This is a genomic window from Segatella copri (assembly GCF_003465495.1).
GTDB lineage: Bacteria > Bacteroidota > Bacteroidia > Bacteroidales > Bacteroidaceae > Prevotella > Prevotella copri_G.
The window spans coordinates 24054-24302 of the sequence record NZ_QSAV01000054.1; the positions used below are offsets into that span (position 1 = coordinate 24054).

Genomic DNA, 249 nt, shown 5'->3' on the forward strand with positions numbered 1-249 from the left:
TGGAGCAGGAACCGCCTACATACCTAAGGCTGCGCCTTTCTTCCGAGGTGGAGCAGTCCGCTTAACAGGCTGTACTTGGTGTACCGACTGTTTGGATTTCACTCCGCACAGATAGTCGTTCAAGTCGTTGTACTCGCTGTACAAGTGGGATGCATCCCTCACACGGTAGCTGAGGGCGTTCTCGATGGCAAGCGTTGCCTTCCGCCCTGCCTCGTCGTTGTCGAGCAGACAACTGATGCGCTCGTAGCC

General features: G+C 56.2%; 1 protein-coding gene. It reads right to left on the reverse strand.

The genetic code is table 11. The features are described 5' to 3' along the window. Positions 1–15 precede the first annotated feature (15 nt). The coding region (locus DWV53_RS13235; protein ID WP_147468799.1) for a toprim domain-containing protein at positions 16–249 on the reverse strand (234 nt) is incomplete at its 5' end.